Below are 20,449 nucleotides of genomic sequence, written 5' to 3'. Positions count from 1 at the left end.
GACGTTTCCGGCGCGACTCGGGGGTTTTATGCGCAGGTGGAACCGGTTCGCCGGTGTCGTGACGATCTCGCTCGTGGGCATGGCGGCGCTCGCCGGCTGCGGGCCCGCGCCGTGGGAGGAGGGCGGAGGCGGGAGTACGCCGACCCCCACGTCGAGCGCCGTCCCGACCCCCGTGCCCAATGACCTGTCGGGCGGTGCCACCGAGCGCCAGCTCACCGCCGGCGCCGTCGCGGCGACGATCGACTACTGGTCGACGCTGTCGATGGACAAGTGGACGGCCGAAGCGGTCAAGCCCGTCAGCATCTCGCTGATCACGACCGTCACGCCGAACGACGGCCAGAAGGTGTACCTGCAGCGCGCGACCATGACGGCGATCCCCTCCACGCCGACGGGCGCGCTCGACGCCCTACAGCCGCAGGTCGACGCCGCGACGGTGAGTCCCGGCTACCTCGTGCTGGACCCGTACAGCTACTCGCAGACGTTCAACGTCGGCCCGGTGCCGGCCGAGGCGACCTCCGTGACGTTGCAGTTCAGCTACGACTTCCTGGTGCAGACGACGCCGACCTCGAGCGAGTACGCCAAGCAGACGGCGACCGACACGCTCACGGTAGCTCTGACTGACTGATCAGGCGGTTGACGATGGTGGCGCCGACGCGCTCCCATCGGTCGCCGCCCTTGCCGCTCGCGACCCGTGCGGCCTCGCGGCCGGTGTACACGAGGGTGTCGAGGTCGTACCCGAGCACCGAGACCGGCGCCCAGCCGGCGCTCGCCGTGGGCCGGATGGGGAGCGCGCCGTGCACGTCGAGCAGTGTCACGCGCTCGAGGGTCGCGCGCAGCAGATCGCGCACCACCGCATCGGGGCGGGGCACGAGCACCACGACGGCGCCCGCCGAGGGCGATCCGACGTCGGATTCGGCCGGGAACGCGGCGCGCACCTCGTCCTCGAGTCGCTCGGACAGGGTCGCGAACGCGGCGGCGCCCGCGGTCTGGCGGATGTCGGCGGCGTCGTCGAGCCCGAGATAGACGACCGACCACGGCTCCGAGGTCTTCTGCGCCCGCGCGAGGCGGTCGCCGGCGGTCCGCTCGAACTGCTGCCACGCCGTCGAGACGGCCGCGGTGCGGCCGAGCCCGCTGTCGCGGGCCGTGGTGCCGACCACCGCGACCAGAGCGCAGGCCACGTACACCAGCATCCCGACCGACGAGATCAGCCGCACGAGCTCGAAGTCGTCGCCGCCCGATGGGGGGTAGACGAGGCCCGCGATCAAGGTGCCGACGCCGGTGACGAAGAACGCGATCGACACGATCACGAGCGGCAGCAGCAGGCGGTCGTGGCGGCGCGATGAGGAGCGCGCCCAATCGAGCACGAAGAGGCCCGCGAACACGGAGGCCGCGAAGAAGATGGTGCGGTACGCGACGGTGAACCACGCCAGGTCGTCGACGATCGCCAGCGAGAACGCCGACACCGCGGCCATGGCCGCTCCCGCCCAGATGTGCGGACGCAGCCCCCACGCCGCGCGGAAGCCCGACCACAGGAATGCCGGTGCTCCCATCAGTGCGCCGAGCGACGCGCGACGGAGCTGCTCGATGCCGGCGACGTCGCCCGCGACGACGCCGTAGGTGGCGAGCATCGCGAGGGTGAAGGCGATGCTCCAGTAGAGCGTCGGGAGTCCGGGCCGCACGAGGAACGCGATGCCGATGGTGAGCATCGTCGCCAGGGTGGTGATCACCGCCTGGGCGATGCCGAGGTCGACGCCTGCTCCGGCGATGAGGTCGGTCATGCTCGCCCTTCTGTGTCGCGCCGGGCGTCCGGCCGCGCGGCCGCATCCCCGGCCAGCTCGCCCGCCAGGGGCAGGCGGATCGTGATGGTGGTGCCCGCGCCCGGCTCGCTGTCGATCGACAGGGTGCCCCCGTGCGCGAGCACGATGTCGTTGCTGATGCCGAGTCCGAGCCCGGTGCCGCCGGACTTCTTCTTGGCCTCCTCGGTGCGGAAGTACGGCGTCAGGATGTTCGGGAGGTCGTCCGCGGCGATGCCGATGCCGGTGTCGGCGACCGACAGCACGACGTGGTGGTCCTCGACGGCCCCGGTGATGCGCACGCGGCCGTCGCGCGGCGTGTACTTGATCGCGTTGCTCACGACGTTGTCGACGACCTGCCGCAGCCGGAACCCGTCCGCCGTGATCGGAAGGGCCTCGTCGGCGCGCACGTCGATCGAGATGTCGCCCGAGACCGCGGTCGGGCGGAACGAGGCGACCGATTCGAGCAGGATCTGGCGCAGGTCGATGTCGTCGACCTCGTCGCGGGCGGTGAAGCCGCGCTTCGAGGTCGTGCCCAGGCTCTGGATCATCGTCAGCATGCGGTCGCTCGCCGCCACGATCGACTCGAACCGCTCGCGGGTGCGCGGGGTCAGGTCGTCGAGTTCGAGGGCGAGTTCCGCATTGCCGATCATCACGGTGAGGGGGTGCTTCAGCTCGTGCGACGCCATGGCGGTGAACCGCTCCCGCTCGCGCTGCGCGTAGGTGAGGGCCGTCACGTCATGCACGAGGAGAAGGATGCTGGATCCCTCGTCTCCGCCGGCGGCGAGGCGCTTGGCGGTCACCGTGAGCGCACGCCACTCGCCTTCCGCGGTGAACAGCCAGACCGAGGCATCCGTGAAGGTGTCTCCGCGTGCAGCGCGTGCGAAGGGTCGCTCGGAGAACGGCACGGGCATGCCGCGCCGCCCGGTGTACTCGACGGAGCGGGCGGGCAGCGTCGGGTCGAGCGGGTCGAGCCCGTACAGGCGTGAGTAGGCGTCGTTGACGGCGAGCACGGACCCGTCCTCGGAGATGCGCGCGATGCCGGTGTCGACGCCGTTGAGGATCTCGCCGGTGCGGCGCTCCTGATCGGCGCGGCGCGTGTAGGTCGCGGTGAGACGGCCCGCCTGACGTCGCAGCAGGTGTCGCAGCGCGCGGGTCCGGCGGAGGGCGAGATGGGCGGTGATGCCGATGAAGGTCAGCGACAGCAGGACGACGAACACCCGCAGCGCCGCGAGATTGCTGGATGCGATCGCGGAGTCGACGAGGAGGATGAGCCCGATCATCGCGAGCATCGCGGCGAGGGCGGTCGTGCGGAAATGCATCGCGACCCACATCACCGGGAACGCCCAGAGGTAGCCCAGGCGCAGCTCGGTCCCGCTCGACATCAGGCCGATGGCGATCGCGTCCGCGAACGGCACCGCGAGTACGGCCCAGGGGGGCAGGCGCGACCACGGCAGAGACAAGGTCGCCAGCGTGAGGATGACCACGAGGAGCGTGCCGAGCAGGAAATTCCAGCGGCCGAACATCTCGGGCTGCAGCACCATCACGAGGATCGCGGTGATGAGCACGGACGCTGCGAGCACGAGCTGCGTGAGCCAGATCGACCGGGTGCGGCCGTCGGGCGCGCCCACGACGAAGGTCGATCGTGCAGCCCCGGTAGCCATAGGCCGATTCTATTGACCCGGCCACCTGGCATTTCGGCGCCGGGCCGACAGTCGGCAAACGCTCTCTTGCGGATGCCTTGCGCAAACCTTGCGGTTGCGTTCGCGGTCTCTCGGAGGGACCTTGCGGTCGGTGGGAGAAGCTCTTCATGTGCCGGAGACACCGGCCGAGGATCCGAAAGGCGACGAACGTGACCGAGATCGTCCCCCTCACCCGCAGCCAGCGCACCCACCGCGCGGAGCCGGCAGCTGCACTCGAGGATGTCACGACCGTTCACGGATTCGCCGACGACTTCGAGGCCGTCCTCGACGACACCTCGGTGCACCGCTCGACCATCGGCTGCGTCATCCCGGCGTACAACGAGGAGGAGTCGATCGCCCAGGTGATCGAGTCGCTGCTCGGGCAGACCCGCGTGCCGGACGTGATCCACGTCGTCGTCAACAACACGTCCGACGCGACCGTCAAGCTCGCATCGCAGTACGCCGGCCCGCACGAGGTCGTCACCGAGCTCGGCGAGCAGTTCACCGAGGTGTTCGTCCACGACATCGGCAAGAACCCCGACAAGAAGGTCGGCGCGCTCAACTACGGCTACACGCTGGTCGAGGGCTACGACTACCTGCTCGGTGTCGACGGCGACACGGTCGCGGACGCGAAGGCGGTCGAATACCTCGAGGCCGAGGCGACCAGCGACACCCGCATCGGCGGCATCTCGGCGATCTACTCGATCGACGACAAGCCGATCAAGGGCGCTCTCGCGAAGTTCCTCACGACCGGCCAGCGCTCGCAGTTCGCGGCGTTCAACCTGCACAACCTGCTCCGCGGCCGCAACATGGCGGTTCTCGGCGGCCAGTTCTCGATCTTCTCGACGCACGCCCTGCGCGACGTGATGAAGGAGAACCACCAGTCGACGCCGTGGGTGAAGGACTCCGAGGTCGAGGACTCGCTCCTCTCGCTGCAGATCAAGAGCGCCGGCTACCTCACCAAGATCAGCCCGTTCGCCCGCGCCGACGTCGGCGGCATGACGACCCTCCGGGCGCTCGACGCGCAGCAGGTCAAGTGGACCTACGGCGCCATCGAGCTCATGTGGCCGGGTCAGCGCGGCGACACCAAGGGGCAGCCGTTCCACCCGAACCTGCGCGTCCGCTGGCTCGAGCACTTCGACATGCTCATGAACATGTTCGTGCGCATCGCATTCGTCACGCTGCTCGCGGCGTCGCTGTCGATCGGCGCGTTCGTCTTCTCGTACTGGTGGCTCATCCCGCCGGTGGTCGCCATCGCGCTCAACACCCGCATGGCGCTCACGATGCACAACCGCAACGCGCGCGATGTGCTCTTCGGCCTCACGCTGGTGCCCGCCGAGATCTACATGTGGATCCGCTGCAGCCACTTCGTACGGTCATGGACGCGATTCCTGTCGCGCAAGAAGGTCGACAACTGGGCGATGCAGGCCAAGGCCGAGCGCGGCGGCGGCTTCGGCCACTGGACGCCGCTCATCCTCGCGATCGGCGTCATCGTCGCGATGGTTGCGATCTGGATGATGCTGCCCGTGATGGTGCAGTCCACCGTCCTGTGGATCGGCTGGCCGATCGTCGGCGTCGTCACGGTGCTGCAGACGCTGTCCATGTTCTTCAAGCTCATCCGTCGTCAGCACGGATACAAGGTCTGACCCGAACCCGAATCGGGTCGGAACTGGGGAAAGCGCCGAGGCTGGGGAGCACGGCGCGGGGGAGGAGGTGAGGGGCCCGTCTGGGGGAGAGGCGGGCACCCTCACCGACATCGCACGGCGGAGGCATCCGCTCTGTCTGGGGCAGAGAGGATGCCTCCGCCGCTGTCGGTTCGCCGCGCGGGTGTCAGCTCTCCGAGGTCAGCCGGTATCCGACGCCGCGCACGGTCTCGATGTAGCGCGGGTTGGCGGCGCTCTCGCCGAGCTTGCGCCGCAGGTTCGTCATATGCGCTTCGACCGCACGCTTGTCGGCGTCGCCGACGAAGTAGCTCGTGACGTACGATTCGCCGCGCAGCACCAGCGTCAGATCGGCCTTGCTGCGCACGCGCCGCTTCGACTCGAGCAGCGTCGCGAGCAGGTCGAACTCGGTCCGCGTGAGGTCGAGCTCCTCACCGCCGATGAGCACGATGCGGTTCTCGGGGTGCAGCCGCAGGTCGCGGTGCGTCAGCCATTCGCCGTCCGTGTCGACGACGGCGGGGACGGATGCTGCGCCCGCAGGCACGATCACGGTCGCGGGCGTTGCGAGGTCGCGGTCCTCGATCGCGGGCGCGGTCGGCACCGCGGTGGTGTTCGGCCGCGTGCCGGGGAACGACGGACCGACGCTCCCCTGCGAGGGCGCGGCGGGCGCGGTGACGGCGCGCTCCGCGTCGGTGGTCCGGCGCCGCATGAGCGCCTCGACGCGGGCGCGGAGCTCGCGCGGCCGGAAGGGCTTGAGGAGGTAGTCGTCGGCGCCGGCGCCGAGCCCGGCGATCACATCGGCCTCATCGTTCATGCCGGTGAGCATGATGATGTACGTGTCGGACTGGGCCCGGATGCGCTTGGCCGCTTCGATGCCGTCGATGCCGGGCATGTTGACGTCGATGGTCGTCAGCACCGGCTGGTAGGTGAGCACTGCCCGCACGCCGTCGATGCCGTTGCCGACCGAGACCGTCGAGAACCCGGAGGACTCCAGGACCTCCGCCAGGACGTGGCGGATCTCCTTGTCGTCCTCGATGATGACTGCTGTCTTCAGCTCGTCAGAAGGGGTGCTCATGCGTGCGTACTCTCTGGGACGGTGGAACCGGACATGCGCCGATTGCCGACCCCAGCCGCGGCCCCCGACGCATGCGCAAAGTACTCCCGATGCTACACAACCGCGGGAAGGCCTGGTCGGAGCTCAATCCGTGACGACGTCCCGGGTGAGCTCGACGGCGGCCTCCGGCCACCACTGTCCGGCCGCCGGGCCGCCGTTGCAGTCGCCGTCGCTCTCACCCGGCGGTTTGACCCAGAGGTTCGTGTCGACGACGTCGTCGCCGATCGTGCCGCCGGGTTCTCCGACGAGACGCCCGGGCGGGTTGCACCACTCGCCGTTCGAGCCCGCGCCGTTGCGGCCGGTGTCGATGATCGCGTGCAGGTCATCGAGGCGGCTCGCGACGTCGTGGGCGTAGTCCACCTCGTCGTCGGTCGCCTCGAAGTTCGACACGTTGGTGACGAAGCCACGGATGCTTCGGCCACCGTCGCCGCGGGACGCGCGGTCGACGCGGCCGATGAGGTCGGCCATCTCCGCCGGGGCCAGCCAGTTCGAGTGTCCGCCGTCGACGTAGATCCAGGTGCTCTCGGCGGCGAGCGCCTCGACCGCGGCGCTCAGCTGCTCGACCCGCTCGTCGACGTTTCCGCACTCGGGCGCGAGGGCGAGGCTGTCGGGCTCGAGGATCACGATCGGCGACGTGTCGGCCGCCTCGCGCAGGGCGTCGCCGATCGCGCGCGTCCACTCGAGGTACGCGTCGCCCTCGAGGCCGCCGGCGGAGTGCCCGCCGCAGTCGCGCTCGGGCAGGCCGTAGACGACGACAGCGACGCGCGCGGACTGGTCGCGCGCCTCCGCGGCGAGGCCCGCGATGCGCTCGCCCACGACGTCGACGGGGTCGCCCTCCGGCGTGAGCCAGACGGCAGTGGGCTGTTCGCTCAGATATCTCGCCGCAGCCTGCTCGGGGCTGCCGTCGGCCGCACGGGTCGCAGCATCCGTCGCCTTCGAGAGGTCGGAGGCGACGATCTTCGTGCCGCGCGCGGGCGGCTCGGGCGACTGACCGCGCAGGAGGACGACGGCCGCGACGGCGGCGACGACCGCGACGACGCTTGTGATCGCCAGGATCGTGATGGTCCGTCGCGACGTGGGCACGAAGGCGAGCCTACGAGAACTCCGCCGCGGCGACGTGCCGCGGCGTGTCGTCTCAGGCCGTGCGCGGGCGGGGGCTCCGTACGCGCGCGGCGGATGCGGTGCGTCCGGTCGCGAGTGCGCCACGGCGGGCGGTGCCGCCGCGCTTCGACCCGACGAGCTGCAGCAGGGCGGCCGCCAGCGGGCTCGCCGACGTCGCCTCCGCTTCGAAAGCACTCGCGACGACGGATGCTGCGCGCTCGAACTCCTGCGCCTTCAGGACGGCCGCGCGGCGCTCGGCGACGACGCGGTCGGCGGCGGCGTACTCGGCCCGGAGGCGCTCGCGCTCGGACTCGTCGAGCCCGGGTCGCCGCGCGGTGCGCTCGAGGGCCTCGGCGGCGCGGGAGCGCAGCGCGATGCTGCGGTGCAGCTCGCTTTCGGCGGTCTCACGGGCGAGGCGGCTCGCATCGAGGGCGTCGGCGAGCTCGGCGCGGACGGTCTTCGGGGATGCAGCGGTCATGGGGTCCTCCAGGATCGGGGTACGGGTTCACGCTCGGATGCCGTGAACCGGCACACCACTCAAGAGCCGCAGCATCCGGTTTTCGTACATACGAGCTTCCTGTCAAGGCCATCCGCTCGCCACGTCGGCGGAATAGGCTGTGGTCGTCATGAAGGTCATCTCGTACAACCTGCGCAAGCACCGGGCGGCGGGGGAGCTCGCCCACCTGGTGGAGCGCCATGGCGCCGACGTGCTGTGCCTCCAGGAAGCGGACACGTCCGACATCCCCGAAGAGATCTCGGGGCTGCGGCTCGCGGACTCCACGCAGCGCAATCGCCTCGGGCTCGCCGTGTACTACCGCGAGAACACCTACCGCGCCGTCGAGGTGCGGGCGCTGGCGCTGAAGAAGTCGCTGCACGACCGCGTGCTCAAGCCCGCCGAAGAGCGACTGCTCGGCGTCCGGCTGCACGACATCGACGAGAACACCGACCTCATCGTGGCCTCGTTCCACGCCGCGCCGCTCACGGCGCTGAACTCGCTGCGCCGCCACCAGATCCGCACCGCGCTCGGCGAGCTGCAGCAGCTCGGCGAAGGACTGCCGGCGCTCATGGTCGGCGACTACAACTACCCGGTGTTCAAGGAGCGGCTGGGCCAGCACATCCGCGAGCAGGGGTACGAGCTGAACCTGTCGGACTCGCGCACGTACACGCGCTACCGCTTCTTCCGCGGCCACTACGACTTCGCGACCTCGATCGGCTTCGAGATCGACCGCGTGCGGACGCTGCCGCAGGGCCTCAGCGACCACCTGCCGATCCTCGTGACCGCGCATCCCGCGGCCGGGGTGCGCCGCGTGGTCGAGATCGCCGATCCCGAGACGGCCGCGGCGGGCAGCGGCGCCGCTTAGAGCAGCGACGGGTCGGGGTCGCTCCACTTCTCGATCCCCTGCACCACCCAGAACACGAAGAACAGCGCGAGCGCGATCGCTTCGACGATGAGGACGATGGGGATGCCGGAGCCGCTCGCCTGCGGCAGCAGCACGACGTACGCCACGAGCACCAGCACGAGCCCCACGGCGATCGCGGTGTACAGCACACGGAACGCCGGGGCCGGAGGCGGACCCTGCCGGGGGAACGCGCTGCGCACGGCGACCGCCGCGAACAGGGCGAAGAAGGCCGTCGTCGCGATGAAGTGCGCGTTCTGCAGGAACGCGTCTCGCGCGAACGCCCAGGTGAGGCCCGTGACGGCGAGCACGACGGCCGCGATCAAGAGCGACGGCCACACCGCCCCGAGCGAGACCTGGCCGAGCGCACCGAGCAGCAGCGCGACGAGGAGCAGCAGCATCCCGAGCACGAGGTAGACGACGACGCCGTTCGCGACGTCCGCCTCGTACGCGGGCGGGAAGCACCGCCCGGTGCACGGGACGTCGACGCCGGGCACGGCGCCAGCGGCGAGAGTCGTCGGCACCAGGGCGATGAGCGGCGCGAACAGTGCGGCCGCATCGAGGAGGGCTCGCTCGGCACCCCGCCCCGACAGCGCGAACAGCGCGAGAGAGACGGCGATCAGCGCGCCGACGAACACGTCGCGTGCCGGCGTGTAGAAGTAGTCGCTGATGGATGTCAGCCAGCCGAACGTCGTCGCCGCCTGGGCGATGGCGACGAAGATCGCGATGACGGTGCCTGCCAGCCCGATCCGCAGGTAGCGGTAGGTCCGCTCGAGCGACGTCGACGCAGCGGAGGCCATGGCGATCACGATAGCGGTCGGCCCCGACGACGGCGCCGAGCGGACTCGCGGGTGGTCGCCGCTCCACCCCACGGGCCTGGTCCGCGCAGTCGCTGCGAGCTCAGCGGGTGTCCGCCCCGGCGTAGTCGCCCTGGTACTGGTAGCCGTAGTAGCCGCCGTCCCTGCGCGGCACGCGGTTCAGCACGACGCCGAGCACACGGGCGTTGGCCTTGCCGAGGTTCGCGAGCGCCTTGTGCAGCATGTCGTACGTCGTCTTGCCGGCGCCGACCACGATGAGCGCTCCGTCCGCGGCGGTCGTGAGGATCGCAGCATCCGTCACCGGAAGGAGAGGCGGGGAATCGATGATGACGAGGGCGTGCTCGGTGAGGCTGCTCACGAGCGCCTGCATGCGGTTCGAGCCGAGCACTTCGCTGGGGTTCGGCGGGACGCGGCCGGCGGTGATGACGGCGAGGTTGCGGCTCGCGCCGACGTTGTGCACGACGTCGTTGAGCTCGGCGCGTCCGGCGAGGACGTCGGTGAGTCCGGCGCCGTCGGGCAGGCCGAACACCGTCGAGACCATCGGGCGGCGCAGGTCTGCATCGAGCAGCACGACGTGGCGACCGGCGGCCGCGAGGCTCACGGCGAGGTTCGCGGCCATCGTCGACTTGCCGTCGCCGGGCAAGGGGCTCGTGACGACGATCGCGCGGGGCGGGTTGTCGACGTCCATGAACTGCAGGTTCGTGCGTAGCTCGCGCATCGCCTCGGCGAGCGGGGCGGAGGAGGAGTGCTGGCTCTCGAAGTCGGCGAGGCCGCGCGCGACGCTGAGGCCCTTGTCGACCGGAAGGGTTCCGACGACGGGAACGCCGGTCTCGCGCTCGATGTCGCGCGGATCGCGCAGGCGCCGGTCGACCACGTGGCGCACGACCGCGTAGCCGATGCCCAGGGCGAGCCCGACGAGGGCGCCGAGGGCGAGCGCGAGGCGCACATTGGGCGACGAGGGCGCCGTGGGCAGGCGGGCTGAGTCGCCCGTGACGAGCGTGACGGCGGCCGTGCCGGTCTCGTCGGTGCCCTCGACGGCGTTGATCTGCTCGACCATGCATCCGAGCCACGACTCGGCGAGGTCGCGGGCCTCTTCGGGGCTCGATGCGTTCGCAGTGACGCGCACGATGACGGTGTCGAGGGGGTTCGAGACGTCGACGCGGGTGACCAGGGATTCGGGCGTCGTGTTCAGGCCGAGCTCGTCGATCGCGCACTCTGCGACGGCGCGCCACGATCCGAGCTCGACGTACGAAGTGACCTTGCTGCGGGCGAGCTGGTCGCCGACGAGGGATGAGCCGGTGTCGGAGCCGGCGTTGGTCGCCGTGACGATCCCGCTGGCGTTCGCCGTGTAGACCTTGGGCTGCAGGGCGGTCCATCCCCACGCCACGGCCACGCCCAGGAGAGTGAGGATCACGATGGCGAGCCAATGCGCTCGCAAGATGCGCAGGTAATCCCGCAGCTCCATGGGCCCCCTCCCAGTCCCCCGTACACTACCGCGTGTGACCGGCAACCTCGTGATCGCTGCCCTCGGGGTGCGGGTGGGCATCGTCTGCGACGGCCTGGATGCCGATGCACGGGCCGCTGTCGAGCAAGCGTGGACGGATGCTGCGACCACCGGTGTCGCCGACATCGAGGTGGTCGCGGACGCGGGTGGCAGCGTCCGCTCTCTGCTGTCGTCGCTGTCTCAGCGCGTGACGCTCGCGGCGATCGAGGCCCAACGTGGACGGCTGTGGATGCTGCACGCCGCCGGCATCGCCCTGCCCGACGGTCGGGTGGTCGCGCTCGTGGGCCCGAGTGGGCGGGGCAAGACGACGGCGTCGCGGGTACTCGGCGAGGCGTACGGATACGTCTCGGACGAGACGGTGGCCGTCGACTCGTCGGGTCGCGTGCACCCGTACCGCAAGCCGTTGTCGATCATCGAGCCGGGCGAGTCCGAGAAGGCGCAACGCTCGCCGTCGGTGCTGGGTCTGGGCCCGCTGCCGGATGGTGAACGGCAGCTCGCGGGAATCGTGCTCCTCGACCGGCGCGAGGGCCTCTCAGGGGCGGTCGTCTCGGACGTCGACCTCGGCGATGCGCTCGAGGAGCTGGTCGCTCAATCGAGCTATCTCACGAACCTGCCTGCACCGCTGCGCACGATCGCCGCGCATGTCGCGTCGGTCGGCGGCGTGCGTCGGGTTTCCTACACGGATGCTGCGGCCCTCGTCTCGGTGCTCCCCGAGCTGGCCGTGGAGTCACCGTCGCGACCGCGGGTGTCGAAGCCGGTGTCTCTGGGCGGTTCGGCTGTTGTCGGTTCGTCCCCGGATCGGGTAATCCGTCGCGTCGCGCCGCTGGACGTATTGCCGCTCGTCGATCCCGATCGTCTCGCCCTCCTCCACGTCGACGCCGACCACGCCGGCACGGTGCGCGTGCTGGCGGGCATCGCTCCCGCGCTGTGGCGCGCCGCCGACGGCGTCGGTCTCGAGGCGTTGGTGGATGCTGCGATCTCCGCCTACGGCGCTCCTGGGGATAAGGACGCCACAGTCGCCGTCGAAGCCGCCGTCGATGAGCTGGTTGCGGCCGGCGTGCTGAAGGTCTCGTCGCCGGCGAAGGCTTCGGTGCCGGCGTTGTGGCGCATCCACGACGATGTCGCCTGGACGGGCGAGTCCTCGCGCGTGGTGGTGCTGGCGCTGGCGAATCCCGCGGCTTCGCCGCTGGCCCTCGAGGGTTCAGCGGCGCTGATCTGGGTTGCCCTCGCCGCCGGTCCGGGGTGCTCCGACGACATCGTCGCGCGCGTAGCTGATGCGGCGGAGGTCGATCATGATGCGATCCGCCCCGACGTCGAGTCGTTCCTCGGAACGCTTCGCGATCAGCACCTTGTGTTCACCGGCTGATTTCGCTCAGGGAGTTGCCGGCTCGCTGGGGTGCTGAGCGGTACTACCACCCGTGAGCACGGTGGTGCTCTGAACGGAGGCGGCGGCAGCGGTGAACACGATCGACCCTTGCCCCACGAAGTCACCGGATCCGGTGTAGACGCCGCGGATCGCTGTGGTGCCGCCATAGGCGACGTATTGTCCGGCCGCCGGGACGTGGATAAATGAGCCGCTGCTCCCTCCCGATACAGATGCCGGGCCTTGCCATCGTGAGTCCGCGTCGGTGCGGGTGAACGTGTAACCGGGCGGCACGCTGACGACCATGGTGAGCGTACCGGTCGGGCTCACGGGGCCAGATAGCGGTTCGTGGAAGATATAGCCGCCGACGTCTTGCACCGTGTTCGTGAACGATGACGCGACGAGTCGGCTGGTCTGGAGCGATGCCGCAGCAGCCGGAACGGCGGCGGCGACAACAAGGGCCGGCGCAGTCCAGGCGCCGATGCGGAGCAGCTCGCGGCGGTCGAGTTGAGATCTCAGTGGCGCGATTACAGAACGTTCCATGGTTCCCCCCCCGGAGCCCATCAGACAGTATGTGGGTCGACGCCTTCGTCTCGACCTGGTGGTCTATCACCACAATAAGAGAAGCGACCGCAACCGGACAAAAGCGTGAATCACAGGGATCCCCACCGCGTTGCGGGCCACAGGATCGAGAGGATCTTCCGACGATCCCATCGCGGGTCGCCCATCGCCAGCATCCGGTATGCGGGCTCTGGGTCCGACGCCGCGTCGCGGAGTCTGAAGATCCCGCGCGGCTATCACGCGTTTCGCGTTTGCGGGATGAGCCTGATAGATACGGTGAGGCTCGACGTGGCGTTGTTCTTGATCGGCACGGAGAACCTCGCGTTGCCGCCGTGCGTGGTTGGAATGGCCAGAGTCAGCAACGTGGCGGTGTCCACGGACGCGCTATCCGCAGGCGCCGCAGCAGCCAGTACCACTATGCCCGCTGCCCCGGTCGCCGACCTTCAGCAGCTTGGGGTCGATCGTTTGCTCAGCGCAAGCGTGTCGGTGACTGTGTTCCCCCAGAGACCGTCGTGGCTGACGGGCGCGCCGTCGCGCACCAAGGGAGAGGCGCGAGATGGCACAACCACGACGGCGCCGGCGGCGGCGCTACGAGATCGGGCAGGAGCCGTGGCTGCTTCGCGAATACGGCGGGGCGCCGATGTGGCTCATCTGCGTCGCAGCCGTATTCCTCGTGGCGGTCGCCGCGATGTGGTTCGTCATGGGGTGAGCCGGCGGCGGTGGGTCCACACGGCCCGCACTCCCGCAGGGGCGGAACGGATGCCGCGTCCCCACCGCGCGAGCCGCGCACGCGTCCGCCCGCGAAGAGTGTCGACCGTCTCGGGCCGGGCAACCAGCAGGTCAGGCCTGGTGGGCCAGACCGCGCGCCACAGGATGCGCGGGCGCTGAGTCCACCGCGCGCGCCGGAGCGCCAGCATCCAGAAATACGAGCCGTGCGAGCCGGCGGTCACCCGCTCGCGCCAGTCGCGCAGGTCCGGCGACGCCAGCTCTGCGGCCGAAGGCTCGACGGCGACCCCGAGCCGAGGCAGCACCGTCTCGAGGGTCGCCACGCAGCCGGTGTCGCGCGCGAGCACACCGAGATCGGCTCGCTCCTCGTCGGTGAAGGGTGTGCGCACCAGTTGCTCGAGCTCGTCGAGGTGGCGGGGCTGGATCGTCGCACCCCGCAGCGAGTGCAGGCCGAGCACGAGCGCGCCGGCGACCTTGTCGAGCGCGAGGCAGTCTCGGTGCGCAAGCTGCAACGTCCACCGGTGCCGCCAGAGCGCCTCGAACACGTCGGCGGGATCGGCGAGGAACCCCGGAAAGAAGTTGTGCACATCCAGATCGCATGGCCACCCGTTGTGCAGAAACGTCACGGAGTGCAAGGTGGTGAGCTCGCTGATCAGCCCGCCGGGCCGTTTCGTCCACCCGGACTCCGCGATCGCCTCGCACAGCTCCTCGAATCGCGACGGCTCGACGAGCAGGTCGACGTCGGCCGACACCCGCTCCTCGCGGAGGCCGTGGAGGTGCAGCGCGGGCCCCTTGATGAGCACGGCACGGATGCCTCGCCTCTCGGCAAGTGCGCACACCCAGGCGGCAGCGAGCTCGTCGGCCTCGTCGAGGCGCAGCAGAACCGTCGCATCGGTCGAGACATCGGTGGGCACGGGCCCCACGATAACGGGGGTTTCAGGCGGCGAAGTCGTAGCGGGCGCGCCCGCCGAGGCGTGGAGTGCGCGCGGGGTCGACGTAGGCGGGTGGGATGAGCCACACCTTGGCTTTTCGACCGGTGCCTTCGACCTGTATGTCCCACCCGTTGTCGTGTATGCGGTGGTGACACGATTCGCAGAGCAGTACGCCGTTGTCGAGGTCTGTCGGGCCGGCGTCTCGCGCCCACCAGCGGATGTGATGCACCTTCGTGAACTGGGGCGGAAGCCCGCACCCGCCGCACCCGCCGTCGCGCTCGCCGAGGGCGAGTTTCTGGGACCTGGAGTAGAGCCGCCGTTCGCGACCCCAGTCGAGGATCTCGCTGTCGCCGCCGAGCACGACGGGGATCACCGAGGCGCTGGACGCGAGCTTGCGGGCCGCGGAGGCCGAGATCGGAGCGTCGATACCGTCGATCTCGGCGGTGCCGATGCCCTCGCGGAGGGTCTCGAGGTCCATGCGCACGACCACGGTCACCCCGTTCAGGGGGAGGTCCTTCTCGTCACAGCCGAGGACGTGCTCGCAGATGCTCACGAGCGCGTCGGCCTGCATCTGCGGGATCGTGCGGCGCTCAGCATCCGTCGTCTCATCGAGCAGGAGCATCGCGGGCGCATCGGGCGCGGGTGTGACGCGGGCGTTCTGGGCGTCACGCTGGGCGCGGAGCTTCGCAGTGACCATGCCTTCGAGTGCGGTCACGACCGGCGCGCCGCTCACGGGGTCGAACTTGCCGTTGATGACGATCATGCCGGAGCGATCGCGGCGGATGGTCAGCGCCGTCTCGGCCGCCAGGTCCGCTTCGCGGGGCTCGACACCGTCAGGGTCGAGCCAGGCCTCGGCGCGGAGAATGAGCTTCGACAGGGCGTCGAGGGGGAGCCCGGCGGCCTGCGACACGAGGAGCTTCTCGGCCCGGTCGACCTTCTCAGCGCCGGCGCGGATCGCGACGCGGTCGAGCATGGCGATGATCGCCGACGCCGCCTGCGCTCCGATGCCGCCGTCGCTCAGCCCTTGTCCGACGTGCGGATGCCGGGCCGGCGCCTTGTCGCCGGAGAGGAGCATGCGCGGAGTCGTGGCCTCGCCGACCTTCACGAGCCGGGCGGCGTCGCCGGTGGTGGTGCCCAACGTCGCCGCGATGAACTGCGTGGGATTGCGGAAGCCCTGGATCTTCGCGAGGCTCTCGGGCCCGAGCTCGGGTCGTGACTGCCGCTGGATCTCGGACGCCACCAGCGCTTGAACGCTCTCGGCGAGACGTTTGCCGCGCCCGATCTGCTCGTTGAGAGCGATCAGCTCGGCCGGCGCGAGCGACGCGATGTCGCGCTCGTCGGGCAGGATTCCCCGCGCAACGTCGATCGCCTCGGCGAGGGACGACAGTGCGCTGGTCATGGATTCAGCGTACCGGAGACCCGCGTGAGTGTCAAAGATTTGTTCGAATGAATCCATTGATTCGTCTGATCGGCCGAGCCTGAACGAGACTGTCTGAAACCTGAAGTCTTCAGCTGATCCTTGCTCTCTCGGTGATCGGATCACCGGCCGCGCCTGCGCCGCGGTGGTCGAGCATCCGCTTCCAGCGTCCCTCGAGCATGGATGATCTTCAAGCTGAACCCGATCGCGAAATAGAACATCTGTTCCATTATCTTCCTCGTACTCTCGCTCCAACGCGGTGCCGAGTAGAATCGCCGCACTGCGCGGCAGTGTCGCGGCGCCCGATTGAGGGGAGCCCGCCATCACCGACGCACCCACGGTCGCGCCCGCGCAGCCCTCCACCGCGGCCGTCGCCACCCTCCACCTGCGTCGCGCGCAGGGGCGAGGCATCCGTCTGCTCATCATCTATGCCGTGCTGCTCGCGCTCATCGCGTTCTGGCCGACACCCGTGGATCGCGGAGCGTCGGGCCTGCTCGAGGCGATCACACGGGCGATTCCGTGGCTGACGTACGACGTCATCGAGACGACCGCGAACGTCGCGCTGTTCGTGCCGTTCGGGGTGCTGCTGGCGCTCGTGCTTCCGCTGCACCGCGGACTCGTCGTGCCGATCGCCCTCGCCACCACGCTCGTGATCGAGTCGGGGCAGGCGCTGCTCCTCTCCGAGCGCACGCCGAGCCTGCGCGACATCGTCGCCAACGTGCTGGGCGCCGCGATCGGCCTCGCGATCGTGCACCTGACGGAGCGGCGCAGGATTCCGGATTGACGGGTGCTGCGCCCTTCAGTGCGTCCGCAGGGAATGCCCCCATCCGGCGCTCTTGTGCGGGGGTATTCGTAGCGCTAGCATCCGGGCATCGATAGCCGGGGGGACGGCGATCGGTTCAGGTCCAGCGCGGAGGCGCGGCTGTTCGTCGTGCCACTTCGACCGGGGGGCGAGACCATGGACGACGCTCAGAAGAACGAGCCTGCAGCACACGGCGCCGATGCGGATGCTGCGGCAGCAGCTCCTCCAGCGCCCGCAGGTGCCATACCTGACGCTGCGCCGGCCAAACCTCACCCTGCGCCAGCCAAACCTGAGCCCGCACCGGCGCCCGCACCGGCACCCGCACCGGCACCGGCTCCCGCACCCCCGAAGCCGGTGCTGACCCTCGCCGCGGTCGTCGCGCCGAAGCAGCCGGTGACAGCGCCGACGCCGCTCACGGCCGTGCCGCCGGGCGCGCCCGTGAGGTTCACCGTGACGTCGGCAGTGGCGATTTCCGCTCCATCGCTGAGGTCCGGCAACGTGCCGATCGCCGCGACGTTCGCCAACTCGGCCCGCTCCGCCACGGCCACCGAATGGAGCGCGAACGTCGTGTTCACGGCGCAGCCGGACGGCGACGTCCGAGCCTCCGTCGGCGAGGGCGCTGACGAGGTCGTGTCGGCGCCGATGCGGATCACCCTCACCAGCGGTCCTGTCACCGGGCAGCCTCCCGGCGGCGGCGGCGGTGGAGACGTCGTCGGCCCTGCCGAGGTCGCGGTGGGCGAGTACGACGCCGACTTCGCGCGCCGCACGGGCGCGGTGTTCCGGGGGCTCGCCTTCCTGTTCGCGGGTCTCGCCGCCTGGATGCTCCTGTGGATCCTGCCGATGGGTGGCCTCGACGACACCGAGACCGACCTCACTGAGCGGGTCATCGCGGCGGCGAGCACTGTCGCCCTCGCCGCGGGGGTCATCGCGATCCTCGCGGGAGTCTGGATGGCACTGCTCGAGGCGAGGGGGCGACAGCGCGCTCGCGTTGCCATCGCCGCAGGCGGCTCGAGGGGCGCCGGAGGCCTGGGAATGAGCATCGCCGACGTCGAGAAGCTCGCGGCGGCGCTGAGCAAGGTCCGCGGAACGATCGCCGCCTTCGTCATCGGCGTGCTGCTGATCGTGCTCTCGCTGACGGCGCTCACCGTCGGTCAGGCCATCCCTGATCCGGCTCCGACGACTCAGACCGACGACGGGCAGTCGACAGGTGATGACGAATGAGCGAGGTGCACGCGGTGCTGATCGGTGTGGCTCAGCCGGCGCCCGTGCGCTGGTCCGAGGGTGACGGAAGGTTCGTCACCGCCACGCAGCCCTACCAAGAACACGATTTCCTCTTCGCTGCGCTGGACGGTGTCGGCAGCGACCTCACCTCGTACACGATGATGATCATCGACGCGGCCCCCGACGCGGTGATCTCGAGGCTCGAGACGCCCGAAGACACGACGCTGGCGGCAGTCACCGCCGAGCTCGAGAAGCACGTGCGTCGCGAGGATCCTTGCACCTGCTCGTCACTGGTGATCGTTCTCGTGGGTCACGGTTTCCAGGTCCAGACGTGGGATCCCGCTGAGCCTGACCGCATGGACGAGCTATTCGCGCTGTCCGACCTGCCCCTCATCGATGACTGGTGGGTGCCTTTCTGGCGGGAGGCTCGACGCGACCTCACCGCGACGATCGTGGTCGACTCCTGCCACTCCGAGACGATCGTTCGCGGCCTCTTCGTGCCCGATCCGGTCATCGTGCGAGAGCTGGTGAACGATGGGCCGCGTCGCGTCATCATCTCCGCCTCGATGGACGCCCAGCTCGCGTATGAGCATTCGATGGCGGGCCAGACCCAGGGCGTCCTCACCCGTGGGCTCGAGCTCGCGTGGGCCTTGCCCGATAACCGGGTGAGCTACGAAACCTGGTTCGCATCCGCGTCTTCGATCGTGAATCGGACGATCCTGCAGACCGCCGTCATGCGCATCATCGATCCCGAGCAGACCGTCCAGCTCGTCCCGCCGTTCACGACCGGAGCGCCGACCGCGTAGGTCGGGCAGAGCTTTCGCTCCTCCGCGAGCGACCGTCCGGCCCCGCCCCGATCACGAGCCCAGCGACGGTGTGCCGCGACCTACAGCGCGCGCGCCGCCAGCACCAGCTTCTCGGCGGCGCTGCGCGCGGTGGTGACGCGCTGTGCCGACATCGGGCTCGCGCCGTAGCCGGCGGCGGACTTCATGCCCACCAGGCGGGCGAGCGACGGGGCCAGCGATGCATCGGCCTTCTCCAGCAGAGTGATCGCCTCGGCGTGGTTGGCCGAGCTCGAGTATTCGCCGAGCTTCGCGCAGCAGATCGCGTCGGCCGCCGCGATGCCCGCGTGGACGTAGAGCGTGACGATGCTGTTGGGGCTGGCTTCGCCGAGCTCGCGAAGGTCTTCGGCGTCCTGCCAGAAGCCTTCGGCCTGCGCGAGTCGTCCTGCGCGATCGGCGGCCGTGCAGTCCTTCGTGCGCTGGTTCTTGGGCGTCATCGGCGTCCTTTTCTCCTGAGGGTCTTGCGCAGCCAGTCGGCGTCGTCGCTGAACGCGATGCCCTCGGCGGCGATGGTGGTCAGCAGTGGCTGGGTTGCAGCATCCGTCACCTCCTCGACGGCGAGGTCGACGATCCTGGTGTCGTTGCCGGTCCATGCCGTGGCGGCCTTCGTGAGGCGTGCCAGGTTGGCGCCCCACTCGTCGAGCGACGCGTCGTCGCGGCGGACGAGCAGGATGTCGAGGTCGCTGTCGGGGCGCATCTCGCCGCGGGCGGCGGAGCCGTAGAGGCTTGCGAACACGGGCGGCTCGTGCCAGGCGGCGACATGCTCGCGCAGTCGCGTCAGCAGCGCCTGCTTGAGCCCGGCGATCTGACGGACGGCGGATGCTGCGAGGTGATCGTCGTTGAGCGCGTAGGCGTTCGAGCGGCCGATGCCGTGGCTGACCACGATTCCCTGCGCGACGAGCCTCGCGAGAGAAGAACGGATGCCGACGACCGACCGTTCCGGGATCAGCTGGTGCAGCCGCGGAACGCTGAACTCGGCGTCGCTGGACGCGAGCACACGCAGCACGTCGCCGTCGACGCTCGTCGTCACGACGGTGAAGGGGCGTTGGATCTCCACGGAAGGAATTGTATCCCTAGAGACACTTTTCTGTCTCTAGGGAAGGAATTCCGTCTCTTCTGGGCTGCGTTCTCGAGCCCGGCCGCGTCAGCTGCCGAAGTACTCCCTCGCGGAGCGGGTGTAGAGCAGGATCAGACCGATGATCGACAGGATGCTGCCGCTGATGGCCGACCAGAGGCTCTCGCCGTTGAACATCCCGAGCACCTCGAGCACGATGTTGGCGATGAACACGATCGTCGCGATCGTGCGGGCGGTGTGGTTGCCGCGCCAGAGCCCGACGCCGACGGCGAGTGTGACGATGCCGATGATGAGGCTGATCCACCCGACGATCGCGGGCCACGTGATGAAGAGCCCGGCGATGATGACGAAGATCGAGCCGATGATCTGCAGGAAGCCCGAGATCCAGGCGATGATGGCAACGAGGGTGACGCCGAGCGGGCGCTGAGTCATGTCGTGTC

21 protein-coding genes are annotated in these 20,449 nt (G+C 69.7%); 8 read left to right on the top strand and 13 right to left on the bottom strand.

The window, feature by feature from the left end:
- Positions 1-28: 28 nt before the first annotated feature.
- Positions 29-625, top strand: a complete 597-nt coding sequence (locus Q9R33_RS03340) for a hypothetical protein (RefSeq protein WP_311292872.1) — start codon at positions 29-31, stop codon at positions 623-625.
- Here the strand turns inward: Q9R33_RS03340 and Q9R33_RS03335 are convergent.
- The gene (locus Q9R33_RS03335) at positions 603-1,778 is read right to left on the bottom strand and encodes a hypothetical protein (RefSeq protein ID WP_310248665.1); all 1,176 of its coding nucleotides are present in this window, start codon (positions 1,776-1,778) and stop codon (positions 603-605) included. The two genes, Q9R33_RS03340 and Q9R33_RS03335, sit on opposite strands and share 23 nt — an antisense overlap.
- On the bottom strand, positions 1,775-3,457 hold the full coding sequence (locus Q9R33_RS03330) for a PAS domain-containing sensor histidine kinase (protein ID WP_311292871.1): 1,683 nt from the start codon (positions 3,455-3,457) through the stop codon (positions 1,775-1,777). The genes Q9R33_RS03335 and Q9R33_RS03330 overlap by 4 nt, the downstream gene beginning before the upstream one ends.
- Before the next feature lie 188 nt (positions 3,458-3,645).
- Between Q9R33_RS03330 and Q9R33_RS03325 the strand changes: the two genes are divergently transcribed.
- Complete coding sequence (locus Q9R33_RS03325; protein ID WP_311292870.1) at positions 3,646-5,121, top strand: glycosyltransferase family 2 protein; 1,476 nt, start codon at positions 3,646-3,648, stop codon at positions 5,119-5,121.
- 184 nt (positions 5,122-5,305) lie between these two features.
- Here Q9R33_RS03325 and Q9R33_RS03320 read toward each other — a convergent pair whose 3' ends face one another.
- From Q9R33_RS03320 to Q9R33_RS03310, 3 genes are all read right to left on the bottom strand, one after another.
- Positions 5,306-6,211: a response regulator gene (locus tag Q9R33_RS03320; RefSeq protein ID WP_311292869.1), complete on the bottom strand. Its 906-nt coding sequence runs from the start codon at positions 6,209-6,211 to the stop codon at positions 5,306-5,308.
- Positions 6,212-6,334: 123 nt separating this feature from the next.
- Positions 6,335-7,333, bottom strand: coding sequence for a glycoside hydrolase family 6 protein (locus Q9R33_RS03315; RefSeq protein WP_311292868.1), 999 nt, complete (start codon positions 7,331-7,333; stop codon positions 6,335-6,337).
- 52 nt (positions 7,334-7,385) lie between these two features.
- The gene (locus Q9R33_RS03310) at positions 7,386-7,829 is read right to left on the bottom strand and encodes a hypothetical protein (protein WP_056371336.1); all 444 of its coding nucleotides are present in this window, start codon (positions 7,827-7,829) and stop codon (positions 7,386-7,388) included.
- A 148-nt stretch (positions 7,830-7,977) separates the two neighbouring features.
- Here Q9R33_RS03310 and Q9R33_RS03305 point away from each other — a divergent pair, with 148 nt between their 5' ends.
- The gene (locus tag Q9R33_RS03305) at positions 7,978-8,712 is read left to right on the top strand and encodes an endonuclease/exonuclease/phosphatase family protein (protein ID WP_056371632.1); all 735 of its coding nucleotides are present in this window, start codon (positions 7,978-7,980) and stop codon (positions 8,710-8,712) included.
- On the opposite strand, the gene Q9R33_RS03300 is transcribed toward Q9R33_RS03305, so the two are convergent.
- Complete coding sequence (locus tag Q9R33_RS03300) at positions 8,709-9,548, bottom strand: hypothetical protein (RefSeq protein WP_311292867.1); 840 nt, start codon at positions 9,546-9,548, stop codon at positions 8,709-8,711. The two genes, Q9R33_RS03305 and Q9R33_RS03300, sit on opposite strands and share 4 nt — an antisense overlap.
- A gap of 100 nt (positions 9,549-9,648) precedes the next feature.
- On the bottom strand, positions 9,649-11,031 hold the full coding sequence (locus Q9R33_RS03295; RefSeq protein WP_311292866.1) for a polysaccharide biosynthesis tyrosine autokinase: 1,383 nt from the start codon (positions 11,029-11,031) through the stop codon (positions 9,649-9,651).
- 34 nt (positions 11,032-11,065) lie between these two features.
- Between Q9R33_RS03295 and Q9R33_RS03290 the strand changes: the two genes are divergently transcribed.
- Positions 11,066-12,436: a PqqD family peptide modification chaperone gene (locus tag Q9R33_RS03290; protein ID WP_311292865.1), complete on the top strand. Its 1,371-nt coding sequence runs from the start codon at positions 11,066-11,068 to the stop codon at positions 12,434-12,436.
- A gap of 6 nt (positions 12,437-12,442) precedes the next feature.
- Here Q9R33_RS03290 and Q9R33_RS03285 read toward each other — a convergent pair whose 3' ends face one another.
- Positions 12,443-12,976: a hypothetical protein gene (locus tag Q9R33_RS03285; RefSeq protein ID WP_311292864.1), complete on the bottom strand. Its 534-nt coding sequence runs from the start codon at positions 12,974-12,976 to the stop codon at positions 12,443-12,445.
- A gap of 574 nt (positions 12,977-13,550) precedes the next feature.
- Here Q9R33_RS03285 and Q9R33_RS03280 point away from each other — a divergent pair.
- Complete coding sequence (locus Q9R33_RS03280; RefSeq protein ID WP_310248700.1) at positions 13,551-13,703, top strand: hypothetical protein; 153 nt, start codon at positions 13,551-13,553, stop codon at positions 13,701-13,703.
- Here Q9R33_RS03280 and Q9R33_RS03275 read toward each other — a convergent pair.
- Together Q9R33_RS03275 and Q9R33_RS03270 are read right to left on the bottom strand one after the other, a co-directional pair.
- A complete protein-coding gene (locus Q9R33_RS03275) occupies positions 13,693-14,634 on the bottom strand; it encodes a nucleotidyltransferase family protein (RefSeq protein WP_311292863.1) in 942 nt (313 codons plus the stop codon). The two genes, Q9R33_RS03280 and Q9R33_RS03275, sit on opposite strands and share 11 nt — an antisense overlap.
- A 22-nt stretch (positions 14,635-14,656) precedes the next feature.
- Positions 14,657-16,051, bottom strand: a complete 1,395-nt coding sequence (locus Q9R33_RS03270) for a DUF222 domain-containing protein (protein WP_311292862.1) — start codon at positions 16,049-16,051, stop codon at positions 14,657-14,659.
- Between the two features lie 451 nt (positions 16,052-16,502).
- Between Q9R33_RS03270 and Q9R33_RS03265 the strand changes: the two genes are divergently transcribed.
- From Q9R33_RS03265 to Q9R33_RS03255, 3 genes are all read left to right on the top strand, one after another.
- Positions 16,503-16,853 (top strand): VanZ family protein, encoded by a 351-nt coding sequence (locus Q9R33_RS03265; RefSeq protein WP_311292861.1) that lies wholly within the window; start codon positions 16,503-16,505, stop codon positions 16,851-16,853.
- A gap of 174 nt (positions 16,854-17,027) precedes the next feature.
- Positions 17,028-18,092, top strand: a complete 1,065-nt coding sequence (locus Q9R33_RS03260) for a hypothetical protein (protein WP_311292860.1) — start codon at positions 17,028-17,030, stop codon at positions 18,090-18,092.
- On the top strand, positions 18,089-18,898 hold the full coding sequence (locus Q9R33_RS03255; protein ID WP_311292859.1) for a caspase family protein: 810 nt from the start codon (positions 18,089-18,091) through the stop codon (positions 18,896-18,898). The genes Q9R33_RS03260 and Q9R33_RS03255 overlap by 4 nt, the downstream gene beginning before the upstream one ends.
- Before the next feature lie 80 nt (positions 18,899-18,978).
- On the opposite strand, the gene Q9R33_RS03250 is transcribed toward Q9R33_RS03255, so the two are convergent.
- From Q9R33_RS03250 to Q9R33_RS03240, 3 genes are all read right to left on the bottom strand, one after another.
- The gene (locus Q9R33_RS03250) at positions 18,979-19,371 is read right to left on the bottom strand and encodes a hypothetical protein (protein ID WP_310248716.1); all 393 of its coding nucleotides are present in this window, start codon (positions 19,369-19,371) and stop codon (positions 18,979-18,981) included.
- Positions 19,368-19,991, bottom strand: a complete 624-nt coding sequence (locus Q9R33_RS03245; RefSeq protein ID WP_311292858.1) for a nucleotidyltransferase domain-containing protein — start codon at positions 19,989-19,991, stop codon at positions 19,368-19,370. The genes Q9R33_RS03250 and Q9R33_RS03245 overlap by 4 nt, the downstream gene beginning before the upstream one ends.
- 87 nt (positions 19,992-20,078) lie before the next feature.
- Positions 20,079-20,441: a hypothetical protein gene (locus Q9R33_RS03240; protein ID WP_056371306.1), complete on the bottom strand. Its 363-nt coding sequence runs from the start codon at positions 20,439-20,441 to the stop codon at positions 20,079-20,081.
- Between the last annotated feature and the right edge of the window lie 8 nt (positions 20,442-20,449).

The sequence above is a fragment of the Microbacterium sp. PRC9 genome (assembly GCF_031844125.1).
GTDB lineage: Bacteria > Actinomycetota > Actinomycetes > Actinomycetales > Microbacteriaceae > Microbacterium.
This window is presented reverse-complemented; position numbering and strand designations above follow the sequence as displayed.